The organism is Kitasatospora sp. NPDC127121 (assembly GCF_042677305.1).
Classification (GTDB): Bacteria; Actinomycetota; Actinomycetes; order Streptomycetales; family Streptomycetaceae; genus Kitasatospora.
On the sequence record NZ_JBHXTQ010000025.1, the window covers coordinates 68,122 to 90,181 of the forward strand.

Annotated in this window: 17 protein-coding genes and 1 pseudogene; 13 read left to right on the plus strand and 5 right to left on the minus strand. The window is 70.0% G+C overall.

Features of this window, described 5'->3' with window-relative positions; genetic code table 11:
* Window positions 1-119: 119 nt before the first annotated feature.
* From ACFVHI_RS15495 to ACFVHI_RS15505, 3 genes are read right to left on the minus strand one after another with little or no spacing between them, the layout of a single operon-like run.
* Entirely contained in the window at window positions 120-875 is a 756-nt protein-coding gene (locus ACFVHI_RS15495) for an SDR family NAD(P)-dependent oxidoreductase (protein WP_063350789.1), read from the minus strand.
* On the minus strand, window positions 872-1,855 hold the full coding sequence (locus ACFVHI_RS15500) for a 3-oxoacyl-ACP synthase III family protein (protein WP_063350788.1): 984 nt from the start codon (window positions 1,853-1,855) through the stop codon (window positions 872-874). Before ACFVHI_RS15500 ends, ACFVHI_RS15495 begins: the two co-directional genes overlap by 4 nt.
* Window positions 1,856-1,872: 17 nt before the next feature.
* Window positions 1,873-2,133, minus strand: coding sequence for a hypothetical protein (locus ACFVHI_RS15505; protein ID WP_063350787.1), 261 nt, complete (start codon window positions 2,131-2,133; stop codon window positions 1,873-1,875).
* Window positions 2,134-2,891: 758 nt separating this feature from the next.
* On the opposite strand from ACFVHI_RS15505, the gene ACFVHI_RS15510 reads away from it, so the two are divergent.
* The 7 genes from ACFVHI_RS15510 to ACFVHI_RS15540 all read left to right on the plus strand — a co-directional run bounded on the left by ACFVHI_RS15510 (window position 2,892) and on the right by ACFVHI_RS15540 (window position 11,534).
* Entirely contained in the window at window positions 2,892-3,779 is an 888-nt protein-coding gene (locus tag ACFVHI_RS15510; protein WP_063350786.1) for a class I SAM-dependent methyltransferase, read from the plus strand.
* Between the two features lie 17 nt (window positions 3,780-3,796).
* Entirely contained in the window at window positions 3,797-5,356 is a 1,560-nt protein-coding gene (locus tag ACFVHI_RS15515; protein WP_380339352.1) for a flavin-containing monooxygenase, read from the plus strand.
* 364 nt (window positions 5,357-5,720) lie between these two features.
* Window positions 5,721-7,205, plus strand: coding sequence for an FAD-binding protein (locus ACFVHI_RS15520; RefSeq protein WP_380339355.1), 1,485 nt, complete (start codon window positions 5,721-5,723; stop codon window positions 7,203-7,205).
* A gap of 723 nt (window positions 7,206-7,928) precedes the next feature.
* On the plus strand, window positions 7,929-8,417 hold the full coding sequence (locus tag ACFVHI_RS15525; protein WP_380339357.1) for an SRPBCC family protein: 489 nt from the start codon (window positions 7,929-7,931) through the stop codon (window positions 8,415-8,417).
* A 321-nt stretch (window positions 8,418-8,738) separates the two neighbouring features.
* Window positions 8,739-9,821, plus strand: a complete 1,083-nt coding sequence (locus ACFVHI_RS15530; RefSeq protein WP_380339360.1) for a hypothetical protein — start codon at window positions 8,739-8,741, stop codon at window positions 9,819-9,821.
* Between the two features lie 102 nt (window positions 9,822-9,923).
* Window positions 9,924-10,784, plus strand: a complete 861-nt coding sequence (locus ACFVHI_RS15535; RefSeq protein WP_380339363.1) for a DUF3592 domain-containing protein — start codon at window positions 9,924-9,926, stop codon at window positions 10,782-10,784.
* Between the two features lie 105 nt (window positions 10,785-10,889).
* Entirely contained in the window at window positions 10,890-11,534 is a 645-nt protein-coding gene (locus ACFVHI_RS15540; protein WP_380339366.1) for an ATP-binding protein, read from the plus strand.
* 42 nt (window positions 11,535-11,576) lie between these two features.
* On the opposite strand, the gene ACFVHI_RS15545 is transcribed toward ACFVHI_RS15540, so the two are convergent.
* Both ACFVHI_RS15545 and ACFVHI_RS15550 read right to left on the minus strand, forming a co-directional pair.
* Window positions 11,577-12,836 carry an MFS transporter gene (locus tag ACFVHI_RS15545; RefSeq protein ID WP_380339369.1) on the minus strand — a complete coding sequence of 420 codons (1,260 nt, stop codon included), beginning with the start codon at window positions 12,834-12,836 and terminating at the stop codon, window positions 11,577-11,579.
* A gap of 245 nt (window positions 12,837-13,081) precedes the next feature.
* Window positions 13,082-13,684: a hypothetical protein gene (locus ACFVHI_RS15550; RefSeq protein WP_380339371.1), complete on the minus strand. Its 603-nt coding sequence runs from the start codon at window positions 13,682-13,684 to the stop codon at window positions 13,082-13,084.
* 295 nt (window positions 13,685-13,979) lie between these two features.
* Between ACFVHI_RS15550 and ACFVHI_RS15555 the strand changes: the two genes are divergently transcribed.
* From ACFVHI_RS15555 to ACFVHI_RS15580, 6 genes and pseudogenes are all read left to right on the plus strand, one after another.
* Window positions 13,980-14,483: a GNAT family N-acetyltransferase gene (locus tag ACFVHI_RS15555; protein WP_380339374.1), complete on the plus strand. Its 504-nt coding sequence runs from the start codon at window positions 13,980-13,982 to the stop codon at window positions 14,481-14,483.
* Window positions 14,484-14,673: 190 nt separating this feature from the next.
* On the plus strand, window positions 14,674-15,267 hold the full coding sequence (locus ACFVHI_RS15560; protein WP_380339377.1) for a fasciclin domain-containing protein: 594 nt from the start codon (window positions 14,674-14,676) through the stop codon (window positions 15,265-15,267).
* A 327-nt stretch (window positions 15,268-15,594) separates the two neighbouring features.
* Window positions 15,595-15,912 (plus strand): hypothetical protein, encoded by a 318-nt coding sequence (locus tag ACFVHI_RS15565; protein ID WP_380339380.1) that lies wholly within the window; start codon window positions 15,595-15,597, stop codon window positions 15,910-15,912.
* A pseudogene (locus ACFVHI_RS15570) lies at window positions 15,909-16,124 on the plus strand (hypothetical protein); the annotation flags it as partial. The gene ACFVHI_RS15565 and the pseudogene ACFVHI_RS15570, both read left to right, overlap by 4 nt.
* Window positions 16,120-18,735, plus strand: a complete 2,616-nt coding sequence (locus ACFVHI_RS15575; protein WP_380339390.1) for a hypothetical protein — start codon at window positions 16,120-16,122, stop codon at window positions 18,733-18,735. The pseudogene ACFVHI_RS15570 and the gene ACFVHI_RS15575, both read left to right, overlap by 5 nt.
* Window positions 18,736-18,746: 11 nt before the next feature.
* Window positions 18,747-21,968, plus strand: a complete 3,222-nt coding sequence (locus tag ACFVHI_RS15580; RefSeq protein ID WP_380339383.1) for a hypothetical protein — start codon at window positions 18,747-18,749, stop codon at window positions 21,966-21,968.
* The last annotated feature ends 92 nt before the right edge of the window (window positions 21,969-22,060 follow it).

Consider the following 22,060-nt stretch of genomic DNA (forward strand, 5'->3'; position numbering starts at 1 on the left):
CGGCCCCGGTCGGCCCCGCCGGCCCCGGCCGGGCTGCCTGCGCACGCGGCCCGGCCCGCCCCTGAGGTCTTCACCTGGGGGGCGGGCCGGGAAGGGGAGCGGGCGGGGCCGGGGGCGGGTCAGGTGATGGAGGCTCCCGAGTCGATGCTGATGACCTGTCCGGTCATGCAGTCCTGGTCGAGGAAGAGCCCGATGGAACGGGCGACCTCCTGCGGGGTGACGAACCGCGGCACCGGCACCTTCTCCCGCATCCCGGCGATCACGTGCTCGGGCAGGGTGTCCGTCATCCCCGTGATCATGAACCCGGGCGACAGCGCGTTCACCGTCACCCCCCGGCGCCCGCACTCCGCCGCCAGCGTGCGGGTCAGCCCGATCAGCCCCGCCTTGGACGCCGCGTAGGCGGTCTGCCCGGCGGTGGCGATCAGCGCGGACGGGGAGACGATGTTGACCACCCTGCCCCAGCGGGCCCGCAGCATCGCCGGCACGCACACCCGCGCGGTGTGGAAGGAACCGACCAGGTTCGTGTCGATCACCTGCCGCCACTCGACCGGGTTCTGCATGGCCATCAGCGCGTCCTTGCGCACCGCCCCGTTGTTGACGAGCACGTCCACCGGGCCCAGCGCCTCGGTGATCCGCTCGTACATCGCGGTGACCTGCGCGTAGTCCGCGACGTCGCCGGTGACCAGGACGTGGTCGCCGGCCAGCTTGCCCGCCACCTCCTCGGCGGCCTGGCGGGCGCTGTTGTAGTGCACCGCGACCCGGCACCCGGCCGCGTCCAGCGCCAGCGCCAGCTCCCGGCCCAGACCCCCCGAGGCGCCGGTGACCAGCGCCACCGGGGAGTCGGGCCGCTGCCCGAAGGCGCCCTTGCCGCTCACCGCGCCCCTCCCCACGTCAGCAGGACCGAACCCCACGTCATCCCGGCACCGAACCCGGCCAGCAGCACCGTGTCGCCGTCCTGGATGCGCCCGGCGTCCAGCGCCTCCGCCAGCGCGATGGGGATCGATGCCGAAGCGGTGTTGCCGTACCGGTCGAGATTCGCCACCAGACGGTCCGCGGGAATCCCGGTGTGGGCGAGCACCGAGTTGATGATCCGGATGTTCGCCTGGTGCGGCACCACGTGGTCCACGTCCGCCGGCGTCAGCTTCGCCTGCTCCAGCGTCTCGCGGATCGTGCGCACCGTGTAGCGCACCGCGTTCAGGTAGATCTCGTTGCCGTTGATCTGCGCGTAGTGCAAGCCCTGGCGCACCGTCTCCTCGGTGGTGGGCATCCGCGAGCCCCCCGCCAGGACCTTCAGGCTGTCCTTGCACGAGCCGTCCGCGCCCAGGTTCCACGCCAGGACCCGCTCCACCGGGCCGGGCTGCAGGACCACCGCACCGGCCCCGTCACCCACCAGGATCGACAGGTCCCGGTCCGCCGGGTTCGCGGTCAGCGTGTGGGTGTCCGAACCGATCACCAGGATCGGGCGCGGGTCCATGTGCAGCAGACCCACCGCCGTCACCAGCGCGTACACGAACCCCGCGCACTCGGAGTTCACGTCGTGCGCGCTGCCCGCGATCTTCAGCGCGTCGTGGACGAACGCCGACGTCGCCGGCGAGGGCTGCTCCGGCGTCGCCGTCGCCACGATCAGGTGCGCGATGTCCGCACCCGACAGCCCCGCCCGCTCCAGCGCCCGGCGCCCGGCTTCCACCGCCATCGACGCGGTGCTCTGCCCCGCCCCGACCGCCCGCCGCTCCCGGATCCCGCACCTGGAGACGATCCAGTGCTCGTCCACACCGAAACGCTCCGCCAGCTCCACGCTGGTCACCACGCGCTCGGGGACGGAGATCCCCCACCCGGTGATGTCGAAGCCGCTCATCGAGCAGTGCCCCGCGCTCAGACGCCGGCCTGGCCCACGAGCGCCAGGATCCGCTCGTGCACCACCCGCAGCGTCGTCGTGTCGTCGATGTCCGCGAACAGCGACTCGTCCGCCGGAATGTGCGGGTACTGGTTCTGGAACCCGTACAGCCACTCCATCAGATCCAGCGAGTCCACGTCCGCGATGTGCTGCAGCGCCGCGTCCGCGTCGATCTCCTGCGCCCCGGACACCGCCTGCAACTGCGCGGCCAGGTCCTCGATGGTGGGGATGTCGGACATGAGTGATCGTTCCTTCCTGGACGCCCCGGAACGGGCGCCAACACGTGATGAGGCAGAACAGACCCGGACACCCCGGGAGGATCACGGACACCGCCACCGCGCCCCCCGCCGCCCACAGGCCACGGAACGCACCGCGACGGAACCCGAAAACCCCCCGGGGAAAAACCCGGGAAGGCCGTGGGGGCCGCGTGTCTTGTCGAAACCGCATGAAACCCACCCCCACGCAAACGCCCCGCAACCCCGGCCCTGCGCCCACGCTTGCGCACCGCTTGCGAGACACGCGCTTACCTGACCCGAGACACCGCACCCACACGCACGACACCCACCACCCCGCACCGCACCGCACCGCGACGCGGACACCGCACCCGCACCGCACCGCACCGCACCCGCACAGCGCCGCACCGAGGCCACCGCACCGAGGCCACCGCACCGCACCGCGCCGCAGGCCGCACCCGCCGGGGCGGGAGGGCGACCGTAGGCAAGCACGGACACACCCCGACCACCCCGACCCGCACGGCCGTTCACACCGCACGGACCCGGCCGCCCTCACCGGCGCTCCCGTCCGCAGACGACGAGAGCGGCCACCGCCACCGCAACGGCCGTCCACGCGGGGAAAGGCACCACCCGGCGCCGCGCACCACGGACACCCGCACCACCGGACACCCGCACCACCCGGCCCAGTCCAGTCCAGTCCGGCCCGGCCGAGCCCGGCCCAATCCGGTCCATCCGATCCGCCACCAGAACAGGGGCACACCCGCATGACCACCGCCGAGACCCGCTCCATCAACCCCGACGTCGACGCGATCCGCCACCACTACGAGGTCGGCAACGACCTCTACCGCCTCATCCTGGGCCCCACCATGATGTACTCCGGCGGCTACTGGGAGGACGGCGAGGACCTCGTCGCCACCCTCGACGAGGCCCAGGAACGCAAGCTCGACGTCTTCACCGACCTCGCCCAGGCCGCCGGCAAGGCCAAGGTCCTGGACATCGGCTGCGGCTGGGGCACCATGCTCAACCGCCTCACCACCGTCCACGGCGTCCAGCAGGCCGTCGGCGTCACCCTCTCCCGCACCCAGGCCGACTTCGTCGCCGCCCTCGACAACCCCGCCATCCACGCCCGCGTGGAGAGCTGGGAGGACCACAAGGCCGACGGCGAGCCCTACGACGCCGCGTTCTGCATCAACGCCCTCGAACACTTCGTGCTCTCCTCCCTCACCCCCAAGGAGCGCACCCAGCGCTACCGCGTCTTCTTCAAGCAGGTCCACTCCCTGCTCAAGCCCGGCGCCCGCTTCGTCCTGCACACCATGACCGTCGAGAACCCCCCGCTGCGCCGCCAGCTCCTGGACGACCTCAAGTTCCTCCAGCGCGAGGAGTTCGAGGGCTGCCACATCCCGCGCCTGCCCGAACTCGCCGCCGGCCTCGACGGCCTCTTCGAGGTCACCGAGATCCGCAACGAACCCGAGTCCTTCGCCCGCGCCTGCCGCGCCTGGCTCCAGCTCCTGGCCGCCCGCCGCGACGAAGCCGTCGCCATGGCCGACGAGACCACCGTCCAGCGCTTCGAGCGCTACCTCGACATCTTCGCCTACACCCTCGAAGACCACATCTTCAACAACTTCCGCGTCACCCTCACCCGCCGCGCCTGAAAGGGGACACCCCGGCCATGACCACCACCGCCGAACACCCCGCCCCCTCCGGCGCCGACCAGCCCGAACCCGCCGGCGCCACCACCCACCCCGGCACCACCGCCGTCCGCCACCTCAAAGTCGCCATCATCGGCGCCGGCATCTCCGGCCTGGGCACCGCGATCCGCCTCCTGCAGAGCGGCACCGACGACTTCCTCGTCTTCGAACGCGCCACCGACCTCGGCGGCACCTGGCGCGACAACACCTACCCCGGCTGCGCCTGCGACGTCCAGGCCCACCTCTACTCCTTCTCCTTCGCCCGCAACCCGCGGTGGAAGTCCACCTTCGCCACCCAGGCCGAAGTCCACGCCTACCTCAAGGACACCGCGCAGCGCTTCGGCGTCGAACCCCACCTGCGCTACGGCCACGAACTCCTCGACGCCCACTGGGACGCCGACCACCGCCACTGGCGCATCCACACCACCCACGGCCGCTACACCGCGCAGATCCTCGTCACCGGCACCGGCTACCTCTCCGAGCCCGCCGTCCCCGACCTGCCCGGCCTGGACACCTTCACCGGCACCCTCTTCCACTCCGCGCGCTGGCGCCACGACCACGACCTCACCGGCCGCAACGTCGCCGTCATCGGCACCGGCGCCTCCGCCATCCAGTTCGTCCCCGCCATCCAGAACCAGGTCGCCCGCCTCGACCTCTACCAGCGAACACCCCCCTGGGTCGCCCACAAACCCGACAAGCCCAACACCCCCCGCCACACCTGGATGCTGCGCCACCTGCCCGGCTACCAGCGCTTCCGCCGCGCCTTCAACAAGAACGGCCGCGAGATCGTCGCGTTCTTCATGTCCCGCCCCACCCGCACCACCGGCATGAAGAACATGGCCGCCGGCCACCTCAAGAAATCCGTCCCCGACCCCGGCCTGCGCAAGCGCCTGACCCCCGACTACACCGTCGGCTGCAAACGCCTCCTGTTCTCCAACACCTGGTACCCCGCCATCCAGCAGCCCAACGTCGACATCGTCTCCGACACCATCACCGACATCGGCCCCACCCACATCACCACCGCCGACGGCACCACCCGCACCGTCGACACCATCATCCTGGCCACCGGCTTCACCGCCACCGACCGCCCCGTCGCCCGCCGCATCCACGGCCGCGACGGAACCACCCTGCGCGACACCTGGCACACCCACGGCATGAAAGCCCACCGCGGCACCACCATCCACGGCTTCCCCAACCTCTTCATGCTCCTGGGCCCCAACACCACCCTGGGCCACTCCTCCCAGACCGTCATGATCGAAGCCCAGATCGCCTACATCGTCGACGCCCTCAAAACCATCGACAAACTCGGCATCACCTCCGTCGAGATCCGCCCCGAAGCCCAGAACGCCTACAACCAGACCCTCACCGACCGCCTGAAGAACACCGTCTGGAACGCCGGCGGCTGCCAGAGCTGGTACACCGACCACCACGGCAACAACCCCTCCATCTGGCCCACCTACACCTACCGCTTCCGCCGCCAGACCCGCCGCTTCGACCTCCTCAACTACCAACGCGCCACCGTCACCCACACCACCCCCTAACCCCCCACACGCACACACCCGGACACACACACGGGCACACGCGGGGGCACACCCTCGGGCACACGCACACAACCACACAGGCACACCCAACACGGCCGGGCGGCACCCGCCCACCCACGGACCCCGCCGCCCGGCCGGCCCACACCCCAGAACACCCCACCGGAAACCGAACCGGACACACAACCAACAACCGAACACCTGCACGGGCCCAGCAGACCGCCCACCCTGCAGGACCCACCCACCCGCCCTCACACACTAACCACCACCCGGCCGCCAACCCGCAACCGTCACACCATCAAGCACCCCACCCACGAACACCCACACGCCACCCGAACACACCCACTACCCCAGAACAGGAAACCCCATGACCAAACCCCTCACCCGACGCACCATCCTCACCACCACCGCCACCACCGCCCTCATCACCGCCTTCAACACCACCACCCGCACCTGGGCCACCACCAACACCCCCACCACCCACAACCACTGCCCCGTCCCCACCCTCGACGGCACCCTCACCACCGACACCACCACCCTCACCGAATTCAGCCACGACTTCGGCCGCCTCACCACCAACACCCCCCACGCCGTCCTCAAACCCGGCTCCGACCAAGACATCATCAAAATCATCAACTACGCCCGCCACAACGGCCTCAAAGTCGCCATGAACGGCCAAAGCGGCACCGACAACGACCTCGAATCACACTCCAACTACGGCCAAGCCTCCCCCGACGGCGGCATCAGCATCGACGCCCGCACCCTCAACCGCATCCACACCATCACCCCCACCAACGCCACCGTCGACGCCGGCGTCACCTGGGCCCAACTCACCGACGCCACCCTCAACCAAGGCCTCACCCCACCCTGCCTCACCGACTACCTCCACCTCTCCATCGGCGGCACCATCAGCATCGGCGGCATCGGCAACACCGTCCAAAAACACGGCCTCCAAGCCGACACCGTCGAATCCATCGACATCATCACCGGCACCGGCCACCTCCTCACCGCCACCCCCACCAAAAACCCCGACCTCTTCCACGCCGCCCTCGCCGGCGCCGGACAATTCGGCATCATCATCCGCGCCACCATCAAACTCATCCCCGCCCCCCAACGCGCCCTCGTCTTCAACCTCTACTACAACAACCTCACCACCTACCTCACCGACCAACAAACCATCCTCAACGACGGCCGCTTCCACACCCAAATCGGCGAAATCATCCCCCAACAAAACACCACCCCCCTCTACAAAATCGAAACCGCCACCTACTACAACGGCACCACACCCCCCAACCCCACACCCCTCCTCACCGGACTCAACCCCAACCTCCCCAACCAAACCACCACCACCGACCAGACCTACCGCGAATACACCTACCGCGCCGACACCTGGACCCAAAACCTCAAAAACCTCGGCTACTGGAACCAACCCAAACCCTGGCTCAGCCTCTTCATCCCCGCCACCCAAGCCGCCAACTTCATCACCTACGCCACCCCCCTCATCACCCCCCAAACCCTCGGCCAAGGCCTCCTCCTCTTCTACCCCTTCCCCACCAACAAACTCACCCACCCCTACGCCATCACCCCAAACGAACCCACCACCTACCTCTTCGACCTCCTCACCTTCCCCCACCCAGGCACCAACCCCACCACCCAACTCACCCACAACCGCACCCTCTACGACCACGCCACCACCCTCGGCGCCAAACGCTACCTCGTCGGCGCCATCCCCCACATGACCCCCACCGACTGGAAAAACCACTACGGCCCCCAATGGACCAACCTCACCAACACCAAACACAAATACGACCCCACCCACACCCTCACCCCCGGCCAAAACATCTTCCCCTAACAACACACAAACACACACACACAACAAACACACACAGCAGACATACAGAAACAAACACAGACACAGCAATAAAACAAACCAGCAAACAAAAAACACAGACCACAGACCACAGACCCGCAAACACCGACACAGACCACAGGCCACGAGCGCACAAACACCGACACAGACCACGGGCCGCGGGCGCACAAACAGAAAACACCAGACACACAGACACACAACAGGCACAAGCACAAACACACAGGCATCGACCCGCAAGCGCAGGCATCGACCCACAGGCGCACAGGCACAGGCACAGGCACCCCCACCGACACAAACCCACAACAAGCACAGAAACAAGAACACACACGCCGACACAGAACCACAGAAATACACCAATAAAACAAACCCAAACACAGACACACAGGCACACGCAAACACACAACAAAAAACAAACAAACCACAAACAACAATCGGCAAACCACAGACCACAAGCCGAAGGCCCAAATCCCAGACAGACAAAACAAGCCAGCAAAAAACCCATAAAAAAACAAACCACAGACACAGGCACAGGCCAAAACCACAAGCGGCAAGCGGCAAGCGGCAAGCGGCAAGCGGCAAGCGGCAAGCGGCAAGCGGCAAGCGGCAAGCGGCAAGCGGCAAGCGGCAAAAAAGAAATACAGGCCAAAGGCCAGAAAGCAAGAACTCAGGACTTCAGGAATTCAGGAAAGAACAGGAAGGCCCGCCATGCACACCTACGACCTCATCAACGAAGCCATCATCCACGCCCCCACCCAACAAGTCTGGAACCACCTCATCGCCGAACTCAACGGCACCACCACCTGGTGGACCCCCCACAACACCCACCAACCCGGCAACCCCACCCCCGAACACCCCGGCGGCACCACCCACATCACCATCCACCCCAACGGCCACACCAAACCCGGACCCAAAATCCACACCACCGCCACCACCACCCACACCACACCCCCACACACCCTCACCACCACCCACACCGGCCACTTCACCGGCACCACCACCTACACCCTCACCCCCACCCACAACAACCAACACACCAAACTCACCATCACCTTCACCACCACCCCCCACGGATGGCCCACCCTCCTCCCCAAACACACCATCCCCAACCAACACACCAAAGCCACCCACAACGCCCTCACCAACCTCAACCACCAACTCACACACGGCACCAACGCAGACGCAGACACCCAATAGCCACCCGCCAACAGCAGGCTCGACACCCGGGCCCAGCGCCCGTTCTGCCCCTCGTGCCCGACCCTCGGCTCTCGCACAGACCGCCCGCTCATCGCCAACTCCCGTGAGGTCGACCGCGGGAGCTGGCGAACCGGGCCACCCGTCGAAACCGCCCCGCGACGGGCGCGATCTGGGACCTGCCCTTCGAGAGCACACGCAGCCCGCCGCCCGTCGCTCCGACTGCTCCTGACAGCCGCCCCACTCCGCGCCCTGCCAGCCCCGCGTGAACAACGCCCGCCCCAGGCCTACCGGCTGTCACCCCGGCCCGGCACAATCACCCGTATGACGATCACCACGAGCGCGCCGCCCTCGCGCAGCACTCCGGTCGCCCTCGCCCGCGGTTTCCTGACGGGGGCCGTGATCGGGGGCTCGCTGGCCGCGCTAGTCGTCGGTGTGGTCGTCGAGAAAGTGCCCTTGTTCATCGGGGGTTTGGGACTGCCCGTCGTCTACGGCCTGTTGCTCCTCCTCGCCGGCGCGCCGAGGCGGGCCCGGGAGGCGGAGGTCGTGCCCCGAACGGCGCTCGCGGTGATCGAGAGCCTGCGCGCCATTGGGGGTGAGACGAGCGACGTGCCGGTGCGGTTCGATCTCACCGTCGTACCGGACGACGAGCCTGCCTACCGCGTCGGGATCACTCAGGACATCAACCTCGTCGACCTCCCCGGCTACCGGCCGCGCGGCGTCCTGGTGGTGAAGTATCCACCGGACAGGCCGTGGCGGGTGACGATCGTGAAGCGGCCGACCCCGGAGTGGGAGGAGCGGGCGGCCGGCGCCCAGCTGGATTCGGCTCCCGAGTCGACCATGGTGACCGAGCCTTCCGAGGGCCGTTCGACCGGTTTCGTCAGGCTCTTCGGCCTGCTGCTCGCCGCGGCTGCCGTGGTCTTCCTGTTCCGCGTGGACCTGTTCGAGCAACAGGACTCCGCCGCTTCTCCGGCACCGACGGTCACTTCGACGTGGTCGACCACGGTGGTGTCGTCCGGGACCGGGACGGTCTCTCTCGGGCCGGACCAGTCGTTCCTCGACGACGGCGAACTGCGCAAGGCCATCAACTCCCTTACCGAGGGGAAGGATCCGCGACAGGCGATCACCGTCTTCGCGCAGGAGCGCGTGCTGTCGGTCGTGTTCTCCCCGAGCAGCACGAAGGCCCCCCAGTTCGATCCGCTGTCCCTGCCCTACGAGCGGTTCCCGGCCCTGGTCAAGGAGGCCGAAACGACGCTCGATGTCCGCTCCCCGACGTCCTGGCAGATCACCGCCGACCATCTCGCCGGCTCCCTCACGATCAGGGTCGGCGTGACCGGGCCCGAGGGCAGTGCCTCGCTGGAGGCGAACGGTGAGGGCCAGGTAGTGCGACGAGCCCCGGCACGCTGATCACCCGCGCGTCACCCGCACTCGACGCGCTTCGACACGGCGGGTTGCCACAGCAGCGAACGAACCCCGGCAGACCGTACCCGGAGGACAGGAGGAGGACTCATGGGCTGGCACGACTATCTGGCGCTCTGGTGCGGGGTGCTCGGCACATTGGCACTGCTCGGGTACGGGCGGTCGCTGGCGGGGGTCACCGGCGCCCAGCGGACGGTCCGGGTGATGGGGCGGATCGAGCGGGTGCAGGAGCCGCGGCACAGAGGTTCCGAGGCGGACGGCATAGCGATCGTCGCCACCTTCCAGGACTCCTCCACCGGGCAGGAGTTCACCGTGACGAACGACGGCGACTGCGGCGACCGGATCAACACCGCCTGGACGGGCCGGGAGATCGGGATCCGCTATCCGCCCGGAAGACCGGACGCCTTCCGGTTCACCGACGACCTCTGGGCCGGCCGCTACGGGCTCGGCTGGCCGAACTTCGCGGTGTTCCTGATCTACGTCGGGCTGGTGGTCGTCGCCGCGGTCGACTGGGGCTGGCCGTGGGCCCTGATCGGTGTCGGCGCGCCGTGGAGCGTGTTCCTCGCGTGCTCCCTGCCCCAGGAGGTCCGCCAGGCGCGGAGCCGGTTCGACACTCTGGCCGCGATGGTTCCCGTTCCGGGCCGTGTGGTCGCCGTCGTCAGGAGCGTCCGCACCGACGAGGACGGCTACACCTCCACCAGCCAGACGCCGGTGGTCGCCTTCACCACCCACGAGGGCGCGGCCGTCACCGCGTACTGCTTTTCAGGCCTGCCGGACCCCACCAACTCGTACGGCCGGAACGTCACGATCCACTACTCCCCCGCCGACCCGGCCGACTTCACCCCGGACCTCGCGGCCGCACAGCGGTCCTGGAGGAGCGGAGTCACCAGCGGCATCGTGGGCGTTCTCGTCACGGCGTCAGCGGCAGTCGCGGGAGCGGTCCTGCTCTGACACCCAACGGCCATCGCCCGGCCTCGACCGGCACGGATGCCACGAACGGTCGCCAGTCACGGGGCCGGTCCCGGAGCCGTCGTCGGCCTGCGGCATCCTGGCCCGATGAATGAACCGAGGGCCCAGTGGGTCAACACGACACATGACTGGTCGAGCGCCGTCGATGCGGATCATCTGGCGCACATCAGGCAGAACCCGGCGGAGTTCGCTCCGGGCGGACCGTGGCACCTCGCCCTGGAAGTCCTCGGCTATGCGGCCGACGAAGCATCAGGAAACGGCGGCGGGCGCTGCGTCCTCGTTCTCCACACCGACGGCTCCCTGTCCGTCAGGGACAACGGGCGGGGCACCGACACCCGGGTGGACGAGCAGGGTCGGAGCGTGAAGAAGCCCGTCATGGCGACGAAGGACCTTCGGTTCTTCGACTTCCCGCAGGCCGAAGTGCTGCCCGACGGTCATCCTCGGCGCGGCATGTCCGTCGTCGCAGCGCTCAGCGACTGGCTCGTCCACACCAACCGCCGTCTCAACGGGGCCTGGACCCAGCGCTACGAACTCGGCGTCCCCGTCACCGGATTGGAGCCCGTCGAGGTGGACGGCACGACCGGGACACTGGTCCACTTCAAGCCTGGCGCACCGGTGGGCTCGCTCACCGGCCCGAAACTCACCACCCCGACGGCGGACGACCTGACACGCCTGGCCGCAACCTGGCCGCAGTTGGAGGTCCAGCTCGACGACCGCCGCGGGCCGCGCTGACATCTGAGACATTCGACCGGCAGCCGTCCGAACTCCCGCGTCTCAGGTCAGGCTCGCGGCCTGTTCCCCTGCCTTCCGGGGCGTCCTCTCGCGGCGCGGCAGCAGCAGCGGGGTCGCGAGGAGGAGGATTCCGGCGGCGGCGATCGCGGTGCGGGGGCTGGTGGTGGCGGCCAGCAGGCCCCACAGGGCGGTGAGGGCCGCGATGGCGGCACTGCTGCTGATCGACCATGCGGCGAGGGTGCGGGCGATCTTGTCGGGGTCGATCTGTTCGAGCCGGTGGGTGGCCAGCAGCGGATTGAACAGGCCGCAGCAGGTGACCAGGCCGAGCTGGACGGTGACGATCAGGACGATCCCGGGGGCCCCGGGCTGGACGAACGCCAGCCCGATGGGCCAGCACGCGCGCAGCACTCCGGCGGCGAGCAGCGTCCGGTGCTGTCCGAAGCGCGTCGCGAGCGGGCGGGCGAGGCGTGAGCCCAGCAGGCCGCCGACGCAGGGGGAGGCGAACACGAGGCCGTACTGCCAGGGTGCGTAGCCGAGGTGGCCGAGGAGGAGTACGGCCATCAGCGGTTCCGCGGCCATGATCAGGCCGTTGACCGCGATCGCGTTGAGGAACAGCGGGCGCAGTGTGGGGTGGGTGAGGATGTGGCGCCACCCTTCGAGCAGGTCCCCGGCACGCAGCCGCGGTGCGCCGGTCGGCGCGGGGTGCGGTTCGGTGCCGCCGATGGCGCGGATGCCGAGGGCCGAGAGCAGGTAGCTGAGGGCGTCGGCGACCACGGTCACCACCGGGCCGAACACTCCGATGGCGGCCCCGCCGAGCGGTGGCCCGACCGTGGTGGCGGTCCAGGTCGTCGATTCGAACCGGCTGTTCGCGACGAGCAGGTCCTGGGGCGGCACGAGCGTCTTGAGGTACGCACCACTGGCGGCCTTGAAGGCGATGTCGGCCGCGGCGGTGACGACGGAGACAACAAGGAGCTGGGCGAAGCTGAGCCGGCCGAGCGCGAACGCGGCGGGGACGCTCAGCAGCACCGCGAACCGGGTCAGGTCCATCGCCATCATGACCGGCCGTTTGCGCCGGAACTCCATCCACGGACCGAGCGGCACGGCGACCAGGGCCCCCACCGCCCGTCCCGCGGCGGCCAGCAGCGCCACCTGGGTCGGTCCGGAGTGCAGCACGAGGATCGCGAGGAGGGGGAACGCGCCGAATCCGAGTCCCGAGCCGTAGGAGCTGACCGCGAACGCCGCCCACAGCCATCCGAACCGCCGCCCCAGTGCCCGCCGCCCCAGTACCCGCTGCCCATTCATACCCGTACGCCTCTCGCCGATCCGAACAACCACCCGCTGGCCACCGGCATCAAAGCGGATGGCGAATGGCGGGATCAAACAACTGATCCGTCGGGAGGGCACAACCATCCGTTGTGTGGACACGATGGCCAGCGTGGATCTCGACGCTGTGCGCGTCGACGGCGACGGCTTCGACCAGCTGCCGTGGCGGGAGCGTGCCGGAGGCACCGGCGCGAGTGCGCGGTGCCTCCGGCAGGCGGGTGGGGTCAGGCGCGGAGCAGGGCCCAGGCGCCGAGGCCGCTGCACCCGCCGGCACTGTACGTGGTGGCGCGGAAGCCGGCCGGGATGGGCGAGCCCGGGCAGGTCCACAGGCCGACGCGTGCGAGGTTGTGCCGCCAGGACCCGACACCGTTGCAGCCGTTGCGGATGTAGTCGGTGATGACGTAGCCGCTGACGACCGGCGATCCGCCGCAGGTCCAGATCCCGTCCTTCGGGAGGCTGTGCCGCCAGGAGCCGATGCCGTTGCAGCCGGTCTGGATGTGGTCGGTGATGACGTACCCGGGGACGATCGGCGAGCCCGAACAGGTCCAGATCCCGTCCTTGACCGGTTCCTGGTACCAGGAGCCGGAGCCGTTGCAGCCGGTCCGGTCGTAGATGGTGATGACCCATCCGGACTGGACGGGTGCGCCGGAGCAGGCCCACTTGCCGGGGCCGCCCCAGCCGGCCGGCTGGGCCGCCGCACTCGACGTCCCGGCGGCGGTTCCCGCGAGGACGAAGGCTGCGATCAGCGCGAGGGCGCCCAGGGTGGCGCCGACTCCCCTGCGGACGACGGTAGTTGTCAGGCGCTTCCACAAGTGGCGGTCAGGCATGGTCAATTCACTCCAGTCCAAGCGGCGGGCAGCACGATGCGGCCCGTTGACGGGGGAACCCGGGATGGGACGGCCACACCCTACGGGGAGGAGGTGTGCACAACATGTGCTGATCGCATGAACAGGCAATCTTGGCCCAAAGTCGCCCTGCGCACGGGAGCCCGTCCGGTCGGGGCGGTGGAAGCTGCGGGATGGAAGCTCCGCGACGGAAGCGCCGTGCGGTGGAAGCCTCGCGGTCGATGCCGAAAGCGCCTGCGCCTGGCACCCGCAGGTCAGTCGGAGCAGAATCACGTCCATGTTCACGACCAATCGCCTGACGATACGCCAGTGGCAGCCCGAGGACCGCGAGCGGGCACTCGACATCTACTCCCGCTGGGAGGTGACGCAGTGGCTGGGCCGCGATCCCCGCACCCTGGAAAACCTCACTGACGCCGAGGCGGCGATCGAACGCTTCCGCTGCCGCTCGGCCGACCCGCGCTTCGGCACCTGGGCGGCGGAACGGAAGGACACCGGCGTGGTCGCCGGCTCCGTCCTGCTCATCCCGATCCCGGACGGCGACGGAGAGGTCGAGGTCGGCTGGCACCTCCATCCGGACAGCTGGGGGCAGGGCTACGCCACCGAGGCCGCGCAGGGCGCCGTGGCCAAGGGATTCGCGGACGGCCTGGCCGAGATCCACGCGGTGGTCCGGCCGGACAACCGGCCGTCGCTGGCCGTCTGCCACCGGCTCGGCATGACCGCGCTGGGCCGCACCACCCGCTGGTACGGCATGGAGTTGGAGGCGTTCCGACTCACCCCCTGACGGGGGGTCCGGGCGAGGACAGCCCGTTCGGCTCGCCCGTCGCCCGGGCGGGCCGGTCCGCCGGAGCCGGACGTTGTCCAGTGATGGTTCGTCAAGTGAGGCCAGTCCCGGGGATCACCCCGCTCCCGTGTCACTATCTGAGCGTATTCAGCCCGGATAGGCCGGTTCGCCCCCTTGAGGAGGACTTCGCATGCGTCGTCGCACGACCCGCCCCGTCTTGACCGCAGCCGTCGCGCTGGCCCTCGTGCCGCTCGCGGGCTGCACCGGTGTGGGCAGCGACGCTGCCGCTCCGGCGGTCGCCGCACCTCCCCCGCCGGAGCAGGCGTTCGGCCCGAACTGCGCTGCGCTGCCGGCCGACGGCCCCGGGAGCCTGGCCTCGATGGGCGGCATCCCGGTGCTGTCCGCGATCGACCAGACCAAGGACCTCACCTCGATGTCCTCGCTGATCAAGACGGCCAAGGCCAAGGACGTCTTCGACTCGATGGACAACGTCACCGTCTTCGCCCCGAACGACGCGGCCTTCGCCAAGCTGTCGGAGGACCAGAAGAAGGCCCTGGGCGCCCAGCCCGGCGCGAGCGACCTGCTGCGCCGCCTGATCGTGGTCCGGGACCTGCGGAAGGCCGATCTGGCGGACAAGTCCTACACCTCGCTGCAGGGTGCGGTGATCAAGGCGACCGGCAGCGGGGACGACTACCGGATCGGCGGTGCGCAGGTGGTGTGCGGCAGCATCCGGACGGCGAACGCGCGGCTGGCGGTGCTGGACCAGGTGCCGGCGTTCGGCTGAACGCGCTGAGCGCACTGATCGAGCGGGGACATCGACACACGGGTCGGGGTGGGTGCTCCCCACCCCGACCCGTCGTTCCGGGCGGGTTTCCGACCGGAGTCCTCCGGGGCGGGAGCAGCGACTCCGTCGCCGCCCGCGAGACCCGGCCGAGGCCTCCTCATAGGCCAATAGCAGGGATTCGCACGTAATGATCAGATGACACGGTCGCGAGTGACCGCTGCCTACCGCGACGTCGGTTATTCCTGGTCGCGCACGCGTGCTGACGCGTGATCGCGAGAGGAGGCGCCGGGGCGTCCGGTGCGGTCGTTGGTCGACGGTCCAGTGTCCATGCTGCTGCGTGGCGTCCTCGCGCTGCTGTGCCTGGTGCCGCAAGGAGGGTTCGCCCTCGCCGCCTCCGTGCACCCGCAGCGAACCGCCCCGGGCCTCGTCGAACGGAACCGCGCCCAGGTCTCCTGCACGCCGTCCGCCACCAACACCAACTGCGTCCGCTTCACCTACAGCGGCGGCGACCAGACCTTCACCGTGCCCGCCGGGGTGAGCAGCGTCTACGCCCGCGTCTTCGGCGCCGGCGGCGCCGGCCCCCCTACTACACCGGCCAGTACGGAGGCGGTGGCGGCGGCTACACCACCGGCACCCTCGCCGTGACGCCCGGCCAGCGGCTCACCGTCACCTCCGGGCAGGGCGGCGTGATGAACAGCACCAGCCCGACGTACGGCGGCGGCGGGCTGAGCGCCGTGTGGAACGGCACCTACGGAACCACCCCGCTGCTCATCGCCGGTGGTGGCGGCGGCTCCTCCCCCGGTGCCGACGCCACCACCCCGGCGGCCGGTGGTCCTGCTCACCAACCCGGTGGTGCCCGGACAGCAGATCCAGTGGCGGATCACGGTGACCAACAGCGGCCCGTCGCGGGCCCGCAACGTCGTGGTCAGCGACACCGTGCCCAGCGGAGTGACCGGCGCCTCCATGACGGCCGACACCGGCGGCGCCAACTGCCCGATCAGCAACGGGACTGCCACCTGTCCGGCTGTCGAGATCCCCGTCGGCGGCTCGCTCTCCTGGACGCTCACCGGCACGCTGTCGCCCGACGCCACCACCTCCCCCACCAACACCGCCACGGTCACCGGAGGCCCCGACCCGGCGACCCCGACGCGTACAGCGGTGGCCTCGCCGACCGCCACTCCGTCACCGCAGGCAAACCTGACGGTGTCGAAGGCGCTGCTGACGAGCCCGGTGGTGCCCGGACAACAGGTGCAGTGGCAGGTGACCGTGACCAACAACGGGCCGTCGCGGGCCCGGAACGTGGTCGTCAGCGACACCGTGCCCAACGGGGTGACCGGCGCGTCGATGAAGGCCGACACCGACGGCACCAACTGCCCGATCACCAACGGGACGGCAACCTGCCCCGCCGTCGAGATCCCCGTCGGCGGCTCGCTCACCTGGACGCTCACCGGCACCCTCAGCCCGAACGCCCCGACGACACCGTCCAACACGGCGACGGTGACGGGCGGTCCCGACCCGGCCACCCCGACGCACACCGCCGTCGCGACCCCGTCCGGCTCGCCGTCACCGCAGGCGAGCCTGACCGTCTCCAAGGTGCTCGTCACCAACCCGGTCGTGCCCGGACAGCAGATCCAATGGCAGGTCAGCGTCACCAACAACGGACCCAGCGAAGCCCGCAACGTCATCGTCACCGACCAGGTACCGACGGGCGTGACCAACGCCAGCGTGACGGCCGCAGACGGCACGACCTGCCCGATCGCCAACGGCATCGCGACCTGCCCGGCCGTCGAGATCCCCGTCGGCCAGACGTCGACCTGGACACTGACCGGCACCCTCGACCCCAACGCGACCACCACACCCACCAACACCGCCATCGTGACGGGCGGCCCCGACCCGGCAACGCCCACGCACACCGCCGTCGCCTCACCGACCAACTCGCCCTCACCGCACGCCAGCCTCACGGTCTCGAAGACGCTGCTCACCAACCCAGTCGTACCCGGACAGCAGATCCAGTGGCAGGTAGCCGTCACCAACAACGGACCGAGCACCGCCCAGAATGTGGTGGTGTCCGACCAGGTGCCGGCCGGTGTCACAGCTGCCTCGATGAAGGCTGACGCCGACGGCATCAACTGCCCGATCACCAACGGCACCGCCACCTGCCCAGGAGCGAACATCCCGGTCGGCCAGACACGCACCTGGACACTGACGGGCACCCTCGACCCCAACGCGGCCACCACACCCACCAACACCGCCACCGTCACCGGCGGCCCCGACCCCGCGACACCCACACACACCGCAGTCGCCTCACCAACCAACTCGCCTTCGCCGCAGGCGAACCTGACCGTCTCCAAGGTGCTCGTCACCAACCCGGTCGTGCCAGGACAGCAGATCCAATGGCAGGTCAGCGTCACCAACAACGGACCCAGCGAAGCTCGCAACGTCGTGGTCACCGACCAGGTACCGACGGGTGTGACCACCGCCAGCATGACGGCTACGGACGGCACGACGTGCCCGATCACGTCCGGAACAGCTACCTGCCCGGCGGTGAACCTCCCCGTCGGCCAAACACTGAAGTGGACACTCACCGGCACCCTCGACCCCAACGCGACCGCCACACCCACCAACACCGCCATCGTCACGGGCGGCCCCGACCCGGCGACCCCGACCCACACCGCCGTCGCCTCACCGACCGCATCCCCCTCGGGACAGGCCAACCTGACGGTGTCGAAGGCCCTGCTCACCGACCCGGTCGTACCCGGCGGCCCGATCCAGTGGCAGGTCAGCGTGACGAACAACGGTCCGTCGCAAGCCCGGAACGTCGTGGTGACCGACCAGGTTCCGGCCGGTGTCACGGCTGCCTCGATGAAGGCTGACGCTGATGGCGCCAACTGCCCGATCACGTCCGGGACGGCGACCTGCCCGGCCGTTCAAATCCCCGTGGGCGGCTCGGTCCCCTGGACACTGACCGGCACACTGTCACCCGACGCCACCACCACGCCCACCAACACCGCGACGGTCACCGGCGGCCCCGATCCGGCGACTCCGACCCACACCGCGGTGGCTTCGCCGACCGCCACCCCCTCGCCGCAGGCGAACCTGACTGTCTCGAAGGCGCTCGTCACCAATCCGGTCGTGCCCGGACAGCAGATCCAATGGCAGGTCAGCGTCACCAACAACGGGCCCAGCGAAGCCCGCAACGTCATCGTCACCGACCAGGTACCGACGGGCGTGACCAACGCCAGGATGACGGCTACGGACGGCACGACATGCCCGATCGCCAACGGGACGGCGACGTGCCCGGTCGTCCAGATCCCCGTCGGCCAAACACTGAGGTGGACACTCGCCGGCACCCTGGCCTCGGACGCCACCACCACACCCACCAACACCGCCACCGTGACCGGCGGCCCCGACCCCACCACACCGCCGTCGCCTCGCCGACCACCACCCCCTCAGGACGGGCCAGCCTGACGGTGTCGAAGGTGCTGCTCACCAACCCGGTCGTGCCCGGACAGCAGATCCAGTGGCGGATCACCGTGACCGACAACGGACCGAGCACGGCCCGGAACGTGGTCGTCACCGATACCGTCCCTGACGGCGTCGCGAACCCGTCCCTGGCCCGGGACACGGACGGCAGCCTCTGCCCGATCACCGGGAACCGGGCGACCTGTCCGGCCATCGAGCTCGCCATCGGCAAGTCGGAGTCGTACACCCTCACCGGCACCCTGGCCTCGGACGCGACCACCACGCCCACCAACACCGCCATCGTGACCGGCGGCCCCGACCCGGCGACGCCCACGCACACCGCCGTCGCGACCCCGACCAACTCGCCCTCGCCGCAGGCCAGCCTCACGCTCTCCAAGGTGCTGGTCACCGGTTCCGTGGTGCCGGGCGGCCCGATCCAGTGGCGGGTGACGGTGACCAACAACGGTCCCTCCCGGGCCCGGAACGTGGTCGTCACCGACACCGTCCCGGCGGAGGTCCACAATCCGGCCGTGACCGCCGACACCGACGGCACGCCGTGTCCGATCGCCGGCAACACGGCGACCTGTCCGGCCGTCGAGATCCCGGCCGACGGCATCGCCTCCTACACCGTCACCGGCACGCTCGACGCTGCCGCCGCGACCAGCACGCCCGTGAACGTCGCCTCCGTCTCCGGCGGCCCGGACCCCAACCCGTCGAACAACACGGCTACGGCGACTCCCACGGAGACGGCCCAGCCGCAGGCGAACCTGACCGTGACGAAGATCCTGCTCACCGACCCGGTGGTGCCTGGCCAGCCGATCTCGTGGCGGGTCGCCGTCACCAACCGGGGGCCGTCGACCGCCCGCAATGTGGTCGTCAGCGACCGGATCCCGGACCAGGTGGTCGGCGCCATGATGACCGTGGACGCCACGGGCTCGTCCTGCCCGGTCAGCACCGGCACGGCGACGTGCCCGGCGGTGAAGATCCCGGTCGGCGCGACTTCGACCTTCACCCTCACCGGCATGCTCGCCCAGGACGCCACGGCCGTGCCCGGGAACACCGCGACCGTCACCGGCGGCCCGGACCCTGCCACGCCCACGCACACGGCGGTCGCCAGCCCCTCCGGCGCCGTCACCCCGCAGGCGAACCTGACGCTCGGCAAGGTGCTGGTGACGAACCCGGTGGTGCCCGGGCAGCAGATCCAGTGGCGGGTCACCGTCACGAACAACGGTCCTTCGCGGGCCCGGAACGTCGTCGTCACGGACCGGATCCCGGCGGGAGTGTCGAGCCCGACCATGACGTCCGAGACCGACGGGGCCGCCTGCCCGGTCTCGGGCGGCGTCGCAACCTGCCCGGCCATTGAGCTGGAGGTCGGTCAGTCGCACAGCTACAGCCTGAGCGGCGTCCTCGACCCCAACGCCACGGTCACTCCCACCAACGGCGCCACCGCCACCGGCGGCCCCGACCCCACGGCCTCCTCGCACACCGCCGTGGCCTCGCCCACCGGCTCCCCGTCGCCGCAGGCGAACCTGACCGCCTCCAAGATCCTGCTCACCGATCCGGTGGTGCCGGGCGGCCCGATCCGGTGGCGGGTGACGGTCACCAACCACGGTCCTTCGCGGGCCCGGAACGTCGTGGTCACCGACCGGATCCCGGACGGCGTCGACAACCCCGCGATGGCCGATGACACGAGCGGGGCCAGCTGCGCCATCGCCGCCGGCGTCGCCACCTGCCCGGCGGTCGAGATCCCCGCCGGGGGCACCGCGAGCTGGACGCTCACCGGCACGCTCGACCCCGCGGCCACCAGCACGCCGGTGAACACTGCGGTCGTCACCGGCGGGCCCGACCCGGCCACACCCACCCACACCGCCGTGGCCTCACCGACCGGTTCGCCGGTCCAGCAGGCCCGTCTGACGGTGTCGAAGGTGCTGCTGACGAGCCCGGTGGTGCCTGGGCAGCAGATCCGGTGGCAGGTGTCGGTCACCAACAACGGCCCCAGCCAGGCGCGGGACGTGGTCGTCACCGACCGGGTGCCCGGCGGGGTGTCCGGCGCCTCGCTGACCTCGGATTCCGATGGCGCCGTCTGCCCCGTCACGGCCGGGGTCGCGACCTGCCCCGCCGTCCAGATCCCGGTCGGCGCCACCCACTCGTGGACGCTCACCGGCAAGCTCGACCCCGCGGCCACCAGCACGCCGGTGAACACTGCGGTCGTCACCGGCGGGCCCGACCCCGCCACACCCACCCACACCGCCGTCGCCTCACCGACCGGTTCGCCGGTCCAGCAGGCCCGTCTGACGGTCTCCAAGGTGCTGCTGACCTCCCCGGTCGTGGCCGGCGGGCCGATCTCCTGGCGGGTCAGCGTCACCAACGACGGCCCCTCGCGGGCCCGCAACGTCGTGGTCACCGACCGGTTCCCGCAGCAGGTGGACCACCCGGTGCTGACCGCCGACGCCGACGGCATGCCCTGCCCTGACAGCGGCGGCGTCGCCACCTGCCCCGCCATCGACCTGGCCGTCGGCGCCACCGCGACCTACACCCTCAGCGGGACCCTCTCTCCGGACGCGACGGAGGTGCCGGTGAACTCCGCCGTCGTCACCGGCGGCCCCGACCCGGCCACGCCCACGCACACGGCCGTGGCCACCCCGACGGAGCCGATCACCGTCCGGCACGACCTGCACCTCGCCAAGCAGGTCTCCCCGGCCAAGCCCGACCCCGGTGACAAGGTCACCTACACCGTCACCGCCACGAACCGCGCCAGCGGCACCTACCACGGCGCCGTCGTCGTCGACGACTTCACCGGCGTCCTGGACGCCGCCGGCTACGACGGTGACGCCCACGCCACCATCGGCCGGATCTCCTACAGCCCGCCGCGCCTGACCTGGACCCTCGACCTCCGCCCCGGAGCCACCGAGACCCTCGTCTACACCTTCACCGTCAGGTCCGACGCCGGCGGCAAGCGCCTCGACAACCGGGTCGTCTCGCTCGGCGACGGCAGCAACTGCCCCGCTTCGGCAAACCGGTCGCTCCGCTCCGCGCGGGAGGTGCCGCAGCCGTCGGCGACCACCGGCGGACCTTGCGCCACCAGCATCACCGTCAACCCGTCGCAGCCCTCGCCCAGCCCCACCGGCGGCCCGCTGCCCCCCACCGGGTCGGACCCGATGCCCCTGGCGGGCCTGGCGGCCTTCGCGATGCTCGCCGCGGGCCTCCTGCTGCTGACGCTCCGCCGGACCCGCCGCTGACCGCCGTCCTGCCGGTCCCGGGCACACCTGGGACCGGCAGGATCCCGGTTCCGTCGGACAGTGTGACCTTGGTACCCCGGGCTGATCGCCCG

Coding starts and splice junctions, on each gene's coding strand:
- ACFVHI_RS15500 (WP_063350788.1), bottom strand. CDS start 1,855: ATGAGCGGCTTCGACATCACCGGGTGGGGGATCTCCGTCCCCGAGCGC.
- ACFVHI_RS15505 (WP_063350787.1), bottom strand. CDS start 2,133: ATGTCCGACATCCCCACCATCGAGGACCTGGCCGCGCAGTTGCAGGCG.
- ACFVHI_RS15510 (WP_063350786.1), top strand. CDS start 2,892: ATGACCACCGCCGAGACCCGCTCCATCAACCCCGACGTCGACGCGATC.
- ACFVHI_RS15515 (WP_380339352.1), top strand. CDS start 3,797: ATGACCACCACCGCCGAACACCCCGCCCCCTCCGGCGCCGACCAGCCC.
- ACFVHI_RS15520 (WP_380339355.1), top strand. CDS start 5,721: ATGACCAAACCCCTCACCCGACGCACCATCCTCACCACCACCGCCACC.
- ACFVHI_RS15525 (WP_380339357.1), top strand. CDS start 7,929: ATGCACACCTACGACCTCATCAACGAAGCCATCATCCACGCCCCCACC.
- ACFVHI_RS15530 (WP_380339360.1), top strand. CDS start 8,739: ATGACGATCACCACGAGCGCGCCGCCCTCGCGCAGCACTCCGGTCGCC.
- ACFVHI_RS15535 (WP_380339363.1), top strand. CDS start 9,924: ATGGGCTGGCACGACTATCTGGCGCTCTGGTGCGGGGTGCTCGGCACA.
- ACFVHI_RS15540 (WP_380339366.1), top strand. CDS start 10,890: ATGAATGAACCGAGGGCCCAGTGGGTCAACACGACACATGACTGGTCG.
- ACFVHI_RS15545 (WP_380339369.1), bottom strand. CDS start 12,836: ATGAATGGGCAGCGGGTACTGGGGCGGCGGGCACTGGGGCGGCGGTTC.
- ACFVHI_RS15550 (WP_380339371.1), bottom strand. CDS start 13,684: ATGCCTGACCGCCACTTGTGGAAGCGCCTGACAACTACCGTCGTCCGC.
- ACFVHI_RS15555 (WP_380339374.1), top strand. CDS start 13,980: ATGTTCACGACCAATCGCCTGACGATACGCCAGTGGCAGCCCGAGGAC.
- ACFVHI_RS15560 (WP_380339377.1), top strand. CDS start 14,674: ATGCGTCGTCGCACGACCCGCCCCGTCTTGACCGCAGCCGTCGCGCTG.
- ACFVHI_RS15565 (WP_380339380.1), top strand. CDS start 15,595: ATGCTGCTGCGTGGCGTCCTCGCGCTGCTGTGCCTGGTGCCGCAAGGA.